Below are 10,953 nucleotides of genomic sequence, written 5' to 3' on the forward strand. Positions count from 1 at the left end.
GTTGCTTAACCGATACTACACAACCCCCAACCACATTGAGCTATGCCGGGAGCGTCAAATATGCCAAAAACCGAAAAGAATAATTTGAGTCGGCGAGACTTTTTAAAATTGGGTGGCATCTCTGCAATTACGCTGCCACTCTTAAAGAACAGCGGCGAATCAAGAGTCCGCACCCATCCAGAATTCCATACAGAATCTGGCGGTTTTTTAATTCGCCAAAGGGCTGAAGGACTACCTCACTATCAGGTGAACGATGAAATTTATCAGCGTTTTGATGCCAAAAACACCGCCCTGGGACGCACGGCCTGGGATATAGAATTTCAGCAGAAAATTGCTGCGCAGCAAGATTCGGATGTAGAGAAGGTCAACGCTAACCAGGCGGGTTTCCAACAAGAAGAATTTGCTCTGCTCGGAGCAAGCTGGATCACAGCCAACGCCTTTAGCACCCGGGCGGGGATGCACGGTTTGCACAAAGGGCTGCTACAACTAGAGTCGCGTTATTCCAGCCCTATTAGCCCGGAGTTGTACAACCTTACCTGGAACCGCGACCATCTCACCGAACAGGATATTACTCAAAGAATCAAAAAAGCCGCCAAATTCTATGGAGCCTCAATGGTTGGCATCGCCGAACTAGACGAGCGCTGGATTTACAGCCGGTCATTTGATGTCGATTCGCCTGAAGATCAAGGGGAAATTATTTTTGTTTCAGCAGATTATATCGAGATTCCAGATCCCGAAGTGTGCAAACAAAATATCCTGGCAGCGTTGGAAGCCATGGAAGATGATGATCTGAAAGATTTTATCATTACTACGTTGGAAGAAATTGATCCTGATACTTTGCCGCCCGGCGCGCCCAGCCCGTTTTTGGTCGGCACACTGCCTGCTTCGCAAGTCGCACAAATGCTGCCAATGATGATGGGTATCATGCCCGAAATCGTCATGGAGGTAATTGCGCAAAAACTCGAACTGCCCTACGGAACTGGCGATATTGACCCCGAAGCCTTTGCATGTCCGCGCTATTTAGAAGATGGTAAAACATTGGCGATTCCCCAAAGCATGAAATGGGTCATCATATTAGCCTTCGAAATCGACGAAGATGCAATTGCCTCTGCTCCGACAGCTATCAGCGCTGCCAGTTTTGGCAATGGTTATTCGCGTATTGCATCCACCGCCAGCAGCCTGGCAGAGTTCATTCGAGTTCTGGGGTTTAACGCCATTCCCTGTGGAGATATGACTGGCTTGAGCATTCCGATGGCCATCGATGCTGGCCTGGGTGAATTGGGTCGTAATGGACTGCTGATTACACCCAGATACGGGCCGCGCGTGCAAATTGCCAAAATTATCACCGACCTGCCATTGATCGTCGATCAGCCCATTCACTTTGGCGTGGCTGAATTTTGCTCAATTTGCAATCAGTGTGTCACCCTCTGTCCGGGTGAAGCTATCTCAGCCGCATCCCAAACGCAAGAACCCCTCAATATCTGCAACAACCCGGGAGTAGAAAAATGGCCTGTCGATGCAGAAAAATGTCTTGGCGCGTCACCATCGGATTCCGCAATTTGCAGCACCTGCATCCAGATATGTCCATTCAACAAGCCCGAAAGCTGGCTTCACGACGCCACGCGCATCCTGATTGGGGCTAAAAATCAAGCTCTCGACAAATTATTGCTCAATTTGAATTATTCAGCAGGCAGTGGAGAAAAATCTTTGCCTGCAACTTTTTGGGGAACGGATACTTTCATCCATACCAAAGATTAATTTCATCGTAACAAAGTCATAGAAAAATTGGCTCAGGCACAGTAGATAGGCATTCTATTGTGCCTTTTTGTGTTTTGCACCCCGTAAGAACCATCAACGCGCCTTGACACATGATCTACAATGCGTTATATTTAGTTTGACAAACTAAATATATTATAGGTAATCCAAAGGAAATCACTATGAAAATTACAGAAGATACGCGAGTATCCGATATTCTCAAAGAATATGGCGATATTGCTGATGTTATGGAAGTATTCGGCGTACAGCGCGTTGGGCGCTATTCGCTGCGCGCTTTCCTGGCGAAGGCACTTACTGTAAAAACTGCCGCCCGCATTCACCGCGTACCCTTAAACGAATTTTTGAATATTTTGGAGAAAGCAGTACAAAACAACAATCAAAACTAATCCGAGAGGCAAGCATGGACAACAATCTTGAAGAAGCAGCAAAAAGGTTCCTCAAACTGGCAAGCCGGCTGCGTCGCCTGGGGGCGAACGACTCTCATCCAGAAGATGGGCGCGTTTCCCCTTCTCACTTGCCATTGATCGAATATGCAGCTAAATGCCCGGGCTGTGGCATTCAGGAGATGGCCGAAGGGCTGAAACTCGCAACCCCCACGGTGAGTATAAGCGTGCGTCAACTTGAAAAAAGAAGTATGCTGACGCGCCAGCCTCACCCCGAAGATGGGCGCGCTGTCCAGATATTTCTGACCCCCAAAGGCCAGGAAGTCCATCAGCAGTCGCATGCTTTCCACCGCAGAAAATTTGAGCAATTGCTCACTGGCCTGCCCCCTGAAGAAAGACAATTATTGCTCGATCTGCTTGAACGGGCGCTCAATATCGCTGAAACCAAATAACCCAGGAGACCTATTATGAAAAAGTTTTTTAACAAATGGACGCGCGTATTCCATCGCTGGATTGCGTTGCCGACGCTAATTCTCATTCCACTCGCTGTGATTGCGAAATTTTCTGGTGATGGTGCCGTACATTTGCCCCCACAGCTTGAGCAAGCTCAGTCCATCTTGATGTTACTGCTTGCGATTAGCGGGGCCTATCTTTACCTGATTCCCTATCTGGCAAAATGGGCTCGCAACAAACGCAAGCAAGTCCAGCCAGCAGACAATACGCACAAATAACAGGAAATTAGCTTTATGATCGCATATCTAATAATGTCATTTTTATATTTTATCGTTGCCATCATGGCGGCATTGGCGGCATCCTTCGCGAGTTGGCAAATATTGCCCTGGTTTAATGGCATGGTATGGCTACGCGTCCATTTCATCACACTGGGCATACTCACCCAACTTGTTTTTGGGGCCATGCCAGCCTTGTCAGCAAAATATCATAACCTGCCACGTCCTAAAATGCGCTGGGATATTTGGCTATCGCTAAATGCAGGGATTGCCCTACTGCTGATCGGCATTCCCTTGTTAAGCAGTGTTCCGATTATTACTGGCGGCACATTGGTCTTCATCGCTACGACACTACTGATAATCCAAATGTCCGGCATTCGTACTCAATCCAAAAAAGCAATCACGATCACAGATGGTCGCAAATTTTACATTGCCGGTCTGGCCTATTTTTTGATAGGTATCCTCGTGGGAACAGGGTTATTCACCAACTGGACGGGGCCGCTGGGCATTGTGGGCGATGCGGGGGAAGTGCATATTCATGCCAATAACTGGGGGTTTATGTCGCTGGTTTTTGTGGGATTTTTCGTTGACTTGTACCCGAAATGGGCCAAACGGAGATTGTCTAACCCCAAAGCCATTACCCCAATTTTCTGGATGATGACGGCGGGCGCGTTGGCGCTCATCCTCAGCCCGTGGTTTGCCAGCATGACTCTGGCCGCAGTGGGCGCGCTTTTACACACATCGGCCAATATCTGGCTGCTTGTGATTGCCATAAAACCATTACGCGGCGACAAACCTGCCTGGACGGCAGGGATGGCCCAAATGCTGGTCTCCTACCTCTGGCTGTTTGCCCCCTTGTCGATGGCTCCATTTGTCATTTTTGGCATTGAAAGCCTCCTACCAGCCAAATTACTGGAAGCGACAACCCCCCAGGCGCTGATTTATGGCTGGTTGCTGCAATTTGGCTATGCTATCGTGCCTTATTTCTTCCAGCGCTTTTTCGTCAATGAAGAAAGTGCCGAATTAGGCGGCACCTGGCTTAGTTTTTGGCTGGTAAACCTGGGAGCAATTCTCTTGTGGGCCAGCATCCTCATTCAGCCCGTGCGCGGCCTATTGCATGGCAGCGCCTATATGCTGTGGGTTGTCTCTTTTATCCCGGTTGCAATGGATTTGTGGAGCAAGATAACAACCGGAATGGCGAAGGCAGAAGCGGCGCTTGTTCACTCCGGATCATAGCAATGAAACTTATTGATGATATTGTAGAAATATCGAAACAACCACTTTCGCCAGAGAAAGATTTTCTGGCGAAAGTACTCCCAATTTTCGTTTTCTTTTTCTTTTTTCCTGCGCTGCTTTTTTTCTTGCCGAAAGTTGTCTTTGATCCATGGCTGCGCTTACCAACGTTATTTCGTTTTTCCATCCGGATCATACCCGCGGGAGCCTTAATCGTACTCGGTTTATTTTTCGTCATAACGTCCACCAAAGCCCAAAGAGAAATCGGCAAAGGGACGCCCATGCCCCTGAAGGCCACACAAAAACTTGTCGTGGAAAAACCATATTCGTATTGCCGTAACCCGCTCTATTTTGGCCTGATCAACTTCTTTTCGGGTATCAGCATCTTGATCGGCTCAATCAGTTCATTGATAATGGTTTTTATCTACGCAAGTATCATCATGTTGTATACCAGGCTCATCGAAGAGCGGGAACTGGGAAAAAGATTTGGCGATGATTATTTGGCCTATAAAGCAACAACACCGTTTATTATCCCGGGGCTTCACCTTATAAGGAGAAATACAAAATGAATTCCAAACGTACCAAAACGGCTGCCGTATTGGCATTTATCATCGGCGCGATGGCGATCTTTGCGGGCGGACAGGTTCTACTCGGCAAGGCTATGGATTACTATGTAATTGATTGGCTCCCGATTTACAATTTCATCCTCGGGCTGGTATCCGTTGGTTTTACATCCATCCTCATCTGGCAAGGCCGAAAAATCGCCTTACCCGCAGCCATCGCTACACTCGCCAGTCATACTGTGGTGATGTTCATCTTGCAGATTGCCTATCGAGGCGTCGTCGCTCCTGACAGCATCGTCGCCATGACAGTCAGAATAGTGGTTTGGATTATCATCGTCTGGCTACTGATAATTGAGAAACGAAAAGCAAAGCAGAATCAGGTGGGCGGAACGGCTAACCAGAATTGACAGCAAAACCACTATGAGAGAAACAATCCCCATACTTTCCTGCCAACCAGCGAAGATTTCAATTCAAATGTGACTAAAATCACAGACGGGGGTTATAGAATATGGAAAAATTAGTGCAGAGGCGAAAATGTCTCTGCTGCTATCTATCAATCTATATTCCTAAGGAGTCCCACCATGACCATGCTCGACCGAGTTCTTCTTCTTCTCACCGGCCTTTCGGCTGTGTACCTGATCTGGCGGTTTTGGGGCCGCTACAGCAAAAACAAAGCCCTGCATGATATGTATTATATGACGGGCTTTGCGGTCCTATTCGTCTCTGGCGTGCTGCTAATCTTTGGCGGCTGGGGGCTTTTAGCTTCGCCCCTGGTGCTCACCGTTGCATCCCTGATCCCCCTGAATATTTCGATGGGACTTATGAATCAGTTCTTGCCAGAATATAAGAAAGCCTACTCGTGGTTTGCGCTGATCGGTTTCCTGGCAATTGCCGTGACCAGTATCGGCGGCATGGGGCTGAAGAGCATTGCTGTGCCGGTATTCCACGGTGTGGCGGGCCTGATTATTTTCTTGCTGCCGCTTTATCGCTGTGTAAAAAAGAATGCCCCTAAAGGCTTTGGCATGGTGGGCATTGGCGGGATGCTGATCGGCATTGGCGGGATGGCATTGGCCTTTTACAAAGCGGGCAAGCCCCTCTTTGGTATCTTCACCGGCGAATTCATTCTCATGATCCTGGCTCCCCTGCTGCTCCTCATGACGCTGGCCTACACCTTTGGCTTCGTGAGAGATATCAAAGCAGGATAAAACTTACTATTCTCATTTGACTTTTAATAAAGACTCTCAACCTGCTCTGTGTTATCTTCTATAAGAAATCAATACAGAGCAGGTTGTTTGTTGCAGCAAGGAGTATCATCGTATGCAATTTCTGTCCAAACGTTTTAATTATCTCTTCGGCTCCACCAAAGGCCTGATTTTGGTAGCGATTGCCATGATTGCCATCGTCACCGCGGTGTGGGGCATGCTCTCTGGCCCGATGGCTGAGTTGGGCGTGCGCGATGTGGTGGTCCATACCCTGGGTATGGATATGCTGCAGGCCGAGCGGGAAGGGCGTATCATCATCCTGTACCACTCGATTGCTATGGCCATCATCGCCATCGAAACCTACATGGTCACCAGCCTGTTGGAGATGAAAAAATTCTACAAAATGGCTGTGCGCGTACTCATCACTGTGGGGTATATCCTGGCGATGGTTTTCGGCCTGAGTTTCGCCTATTTCGGCCATAACTGGGCCTTCCATGGGTTATATATTTTCGGTTTATCGCTGATCTTCTTCGCCGGAGTGCTACTGGTGATCGCCCTATGGCCCTGGAATAAGGAATATTACACCGCCGACAAAGGGTATTCCCGCACCAAAAAGGGACTCAGCCTGGAGCGCATGGCCTTCTTTGCCACCGCCCTCACGACGGTGCTCTCGGCCCTATTTGGCGCAATCCCTGGTTCTTTCTTTGGGAATGGGTTTGAAACTTTCCTAGCCGAAAATATCATCCGCCTGCCCCACAAGACCACCCTGGAATATTCGGTCATTGGCCACTTGCATATTATGCTGGCGCTGATCGCCATCATGCTTACGCTCATCATCGGGCGCTGGCTGAATTTCAAGGGCATCTGGCACAAGATCGCCATGCCGTTGATGATCTTGGGTACTATCGTACTCAACCTGGGAGTGTGGGGCGTAGTTACCCCGCTGCAGCCTGCCGCCCATATGGTCATCTATGTCGGCGCGACCCCCTCAATGCTGGCCGCCCTATTCCTATTGATATGGAGTTGGGGGAAACTCGGTCGCGATGGAACGGCGCATTTGGAAAAACCCACCTTCGGACAGAAATTTTCGGCCATGATGCGTGATCCGCTAAAATTCGGCCCCACCTGGCAAATGCTCTTCATGAACTTCACTACCAGCTTCATCGGCATCTTCATGGCCATCCGCCTGGATGAAATTTTCCGGGTTTGGCCCGCCCGCGAAGAACGCATCGAACTCACCGGCCACTGGCACGTACTCTCGGCTATCATCGCCACCATTATCCTGATGTATTACGGCGATATGATCGGCCTGAAAGGCAAAGTCCGCCAATGGTACGGCTGGGGCCTGATTGTCCTCTCCGACATCGCCTTCGCCGCCGTGACCATCTTCGAAATGAAACGGCTCTTTATCACCGAAGCAGTCCAGCAGCCGCTGGTCAACGTGTTGATGTATATTATGGATTTTGGTCTGGCAATGTTGTTGTTATTGCTGGCAATTGTGTTGGGCTGGCGACTGATCGATTTATTCAAATCAAAAGGAAGATGGACTGAAGAAATAGACCACGAACTCTCACAGGAGGTGATGAAATGAGAAACGCCATCCTGACTTTAGGGTTGGTTGCCGTTTTATTGGCTTCCTGCACCCCCGTAGATTTGAATGCCCCATTGCCCACCTATGAGACGGGCGTGGACCCCAATGCCTGGGTACAAATACCAGAGGGGGAATTCCATTTTGGTCAGCACGAAGATATAGAAACCACCGGGGCCTATGAGATCATGGTCACCAACGTGACCGTCAGCCAATACGCCGAATATCTCAACGCAGCTCTGGCAGATGGCTCCGTCAAACTTGTAGACGATGAGATCGTTGGCTTTTACCCAGGCGATGTATTTCGCGGTGCCGAACACGAGGAAGAAATCAAAGAGGGAGATTGGATCTTCATCCCGCTGAATGACCCTTCCCAACGGGTTGAATTTGATGGTTCCACCTTCAGCGCCCAACCTGATTATGCGAATCACCCCATGACAATGGTCTCGTGGTTTGGAGCCTGGGGTTACTGCGGCTACTACGAAACCCGCCTGCCCACTGAAATGGAATGGGAGAAAGCCGGCCGCGGCGAAGATGAGCGTCCCTTCCCCTGGGGCGAAGAAATAGCGCGCGAAAACGCCAACTTCTACGCCAGCCGCGACCCCTTTGAAAATATGGGTAGTTACGGCTCGCGTACCTCCCCGGTGGGCTTCTACAACGGCCAGAAATATGGCGATTACCAGACCCTCGACTCGGCCTCACCCTACGGCTTGTACGATATGGCCGGCAACGTCTGGCAGTGGACCGGCAACGTCTACGAAGAGATGCATTACCGGTTCATGCGCGGCGGTTCAAAAGATACCTACGAAATGGACTTGCGCCTGTGGGTACGCAATAACGCTACCCCCACGTATACCAGCCCCGGGGTCGGGTTCCGCTGTGTTCAAGATCAGTAAATAGCACATCCGGAAAGTAGGGATCGGGGTTGCCTCCGATCCCTACTTTCCGAAAACCTGCAAGATAAATCATTCTTTGATATACTGCTCTGACGTTATTCTGAATAGAGTCACTATGGATACACTGAAAGCCAAACTCCGCCTGTACTGGCCCCTTATCAAAAGCCTGCAAACTGCGCTGTTGCTCACTACTGGCCTGGCCGGTTATATGAGCGCGCGCTGCCCGGTGACGACCATTCCCACCATGCTCGGGTTGGGAATCAGTTTATTTCTCTCCATCAGCGGAAGCACCATCTTGAATATGTGGTACGACCGCGACATTGATGCCAAAATGGGGCGCACTGCAAAACGTCCGCTGCCCGCTGGCTTGCTTACTCCCAAAGAAGCTTTACTCATTGGTCTTTTGTTATCGCTCATCGGGGTTGGCATTGCCGCCGCTATGGATGCCCTCTTTGGGCTAATTATCTTCGCAGGCTTGTTCTTTGATGTGGTAGTTTACACGATTTGGCTGAAGCGCAAAACGGCCTGGTCAATTGTGTGGGGTGGCATTTCCGGTGGAATGCCTATTCTTGCAGGGCGCGCCCTCGGCACCGGCACCATCGACTGGATCGGCATCGCCCTGATGCTGGCAATTCTCTTCTGGATTCCCACCCATATCCTGACTTTCAGCATCCGCTATCATACTGATTATCGCAAGGCAGGTGTGCCAACATTCCCATCCACCTACGGATTCCAGTTCACCCGGGGCGTAATCGCCATTTCAAGCATACTGGCTGCGCTGGCCATGGGTGGAGCAGGGCTTGGCATCGGCATGGCCTGGGGCTATTTACGCCTGATGGCGGTGCTTTCCGCCGGATTGCTGGTTCTCGCCATCGCCACAATGGTCAACCCGTCCGAGCGCGTCAATTTTGGCCTGTTCAAATATGCATCCTTGTATATGCTCGGTTCCATGTTATTGGTAACATTATAGAGTAGACCTGTTCCTGGATGAAACTGGTTGCTCAGGAGCACGCCTTCGCAATCAAGATTTGCAAAAAAGGGTGTGTATGGGGCGCTGCGCCCCATACACACCCTTTTTTGCAAACTTCAATAACAGATTGGAGAAATTTCATGAAACAGATTTCCATCCTCGACCGAATTTTATTGCTCGTCACGGGGCTACTGGCTGCCTATCAGATCATCGTCGGCGTAGAAGGCGCCAGCACGCTGGCTCAGACCAGTTTTACGATTACCTTTGGGGTTTTATTGGTCGCCGGACTACTGCTGATTATTCTCGGATTCGAAGCTCTTGACAGCCCAGTGGTGGTCGTTGTCTCAACATTGATTCCGTTGAGTCTTTCGCTGGGGCTGGTCACAACATATTTCGCTGCGCTTACAATCCCCTATTTAATCTTCGCGATTGCGGGCCTGCTGGCTATCATCGTTTCGCGCTACAAAACCCCAGGCAAAGCTGCTGTCATCGTTCTGATGATCGTCCACGGCATTTCGGGGCTGCTGATCTTTGGTTTACCGATTGTACTGGCGTTACGCGGTGTTACCGGCGGAGGTTTCGCTCTGGTTGGTGTGGGCGGCGGGCTGATCGGCATCGGCGGGATGCTGCTTTCATTTCTCAAAGCTGGTAAACCGATTCTCTCGCGAGATTTAATTCTCACGGTATTACCAGGCCTGCTGCTCTTGATGACTGCCGCTTTTGTGGCCGGTTTTGCGCTGGGATAAAGATCACCCTCGAATAGTAACAATCCCATCTATGAGGTTGTCCCTCTATAGTTATATACTGTTCTCAGACTTTCACAATCCATCTAATCCAGTATGAGGAGAAAATATAATGGGCAAATTCTTACGCTTCATCGGCATTTTATTCATGAGCCTGACGGCAGCCTTCACCGTGCTGGGCGGCGTGGGTACCACTTGTGTGGCTCTGGGTGCAGAAAAATATGACACTATGGCCGGGATCGTACCGTTCAAATGGCTATATGTGCTCTACGTGATTGTTACCCTTGCCATCGGCATTATGGGCATCCGCGCTGTGATCTTGCTCATCAAAGGCCGGGCAAACGCCTATCGCTACAGCATGATCGCCCTCATCGCGGGAATTATTGTCGGAGCGATCCACATGGCAACCTCACGGGCGCTGCGCGGCTCATCCATGCCGGTGGATGCCGTTGTCTATACTACCGTGCTGACCTTCATCATTTTCCTGATTTTTAAAATTCCCGGCGTGTGGGCAAAGGTGGATTTCACCAAAGCCAAAGGCAACGCCAAAGATGTCGGCGGCGGACTTGCGGCGATTGTGATGGGCGGTCTGGCCCTAAGCATTCAACTCTGGATGGCGCCCACGCACACCCTGAGTGGCATCAACTATGGTGATGCTTTCCACACCCCCATGCTGCTCATCGGTTGGGCACTGGTGCTAATGGGGATTAGCTTGCTGGCGCGTGCAGTCTGGAAGCCCGCCCTCATTGCTAATCCTGCGCTCGCATCTACATAAACCCTGCTTTATCCAGAGCAAAGGTCACGGAATTTCTAAAAAAGTGTATTCATCAGCGGAAGTGTGGATATAGAGTAGAATCCGGGTATGAAAACC

At 50.0% G+C, this 10,953-nt stretch carries 13 protein-coding genes; all 13 read left to right on the forward strand.

Features of this window, described 5'->3' with window-relative positions; genetic code table 11:
• The first annotated feature begins 60 nt into the window (after positions 1 to 60).
• On the forward strand, positions 61 to 1,758 hold the full coding sequence (locus HN413_08665) for a reductive dehalogenase (GenBank protein MBT3390469.1): 1,698 nt from the start codon (positions 61 to 63) through the stop codon (positions 1,756 to 1,758).
• A gap of 179 nt (positions 1,759 to 1,937) precedes the next feature.
• Complete coding sequence (locus tag HN413_08670; protein MBT3390470.1) at positions 1,938 to 2,162, forward strand: DUF1858 domain-containing protein; 225 nt, start codon at positions 1,938 to 1,940, stop codon at positions 2,160 to 2,162.
• Positions 2,163 to 2,176: 14 nt separating this feature from the next.
• A complete protein-coding gene (locus tag HN413_08675; GenBank protein MBT3390471.1) occupies positions 2,177 to 2,611 on the forward strand; it encodes a winged helix-turn-helix transcriptional regulator in 435 nt (144 codons plus the stop codon).
• A 15-nt stretch (positions 2,612 to 2,626) separates the two neighbouring features.
• Positions 2,627 to 2,890, forward strand: coding sequence for a hypothetical protein (locus HN413_08680; GenBank protein MBT3390472.1), 264 nt, complete (start codon positions 2,627 to 2,629; stop codon positions 2,888 to 2,890).
• A gap of 15 nt (positions 2,891 to 2,905) precedes the next feature.
• Positions 2,906 to 4,123: a hypothetical protein gene (locus HN413_08685; GenBank protein MBT3390473.1), complete on the forward strand. Its 1,218-nt coding sequence runs from the start codon at positions 2,906 to 2,908 to the stop codon at positions 4,121 to 4,123.
• Between the two features lie 2 nt (positions 4,124 to 4,125).
• On the forward strand, positions 4,126 to 4,689 hold the full coding sequence (locus HN413_08690) for an isoprenylcysteine carboxylmethyltransferase family protein (GenBank protein ID MBT3390474.1): 564 nt from the start codon (positions 4,126 to 4,128) through the stop codon (positions 4,687 to 4,689).
• Positions 4,686 to 5,090: a hypothetical protein gene (locus HN413_08695; GenBank protein MBT3390475.1), complete on the forward strand. Its 405-nt coding sequence runs from the start codon at positions 4,686 to 4,688 to the stop codon at positions 5,088 to 5,090. Before HN413_08690 ends, HN413_08695 begins: the two co-directional genes overlap by 4 nt.
• Positions 5,091 to 5,264: 174 nt before the next feature.
• A complete protein-coding gene (locus HN413_08700) occupies positions 5,265 to 5,888 on the forward strand; it encodes a hypothetical protein (GenBank protein MBT3390476.1) in 624 nt (207 codons plus the stop codon).
• 112 nt (positions 5,889 to 6,000) lie between these two features.
• Complete coding sequence (locus HN413_08705) at positions 6,001 to 7,476, forward strand: hypothetical protein (protein MBT3390477.1); 1,476 nt, start codon at positions 6,001 to 6,003, stop codon at positions 7,474 to 7,476.
• Complete coding sequence (locus tag HN413_08710; GenBank protein MBT3390478.1) at positions 7,473 to 8,369, forward strand: SUMF1/EgtB/PvdO family nonheme iron enzyme; 897 nt, start codon at positions 7,473 to 7,475, stop codon at positions 8,367 to 8,369. Before HN413_08705 ends, HN413_08710 begins: the two co-directional genes overlap by 4 nt.
• Positions 8,370 to 8,484: 115 nt before the next feature.
• The gene (gene cyoE, locus HN413_08715; GenBank protein ID MBT3390479.1) at positions 8,485 to 9,339 is read left to right on the forward strand and encodes a protoheme IX farnesyltransferase; all 855 of its coding nucleotides are present in this window, start codon (positions 8,485 to 8,487) and stop codon (positions 9,337 to 9,339) included.
• 140 nt (positions 9,340 to 9,479) lie between these two features.
• Positions 9,480 to 10,085 (forward strand): hypothetical protein, encoded by a 606-nt coding sequence (locus tag HN413_08720; protein MBT3390480.1) that lies wholly within the window; start codon positions 9,480 to 9,482, stop codon positions 10,083 to 10,085.
• A 109-nt stretch (positions 10,086 to 10,194) separates the two neighbouring features.
• Entirely contained in the window at positions 10,195 to 10,857 is a 663-nt protein-coding gene (locus HN413_08725) for a hypothetical protein (GenBank protein MBT3390481.1), read from the forward strand.
• Positions 10,858 to 10,953 lie beyond the last annotated feature (96 nt).

The sequence above is a fragment of the Chloroflexota bacterium genome, assembly GCA_018648225.1.
Taxonomy (GTDB): domain Bacteria; phylum Chloroflexota; class Anaerolineae; order Anaerolineales; family UBA11858; genus NIOZ-UU35.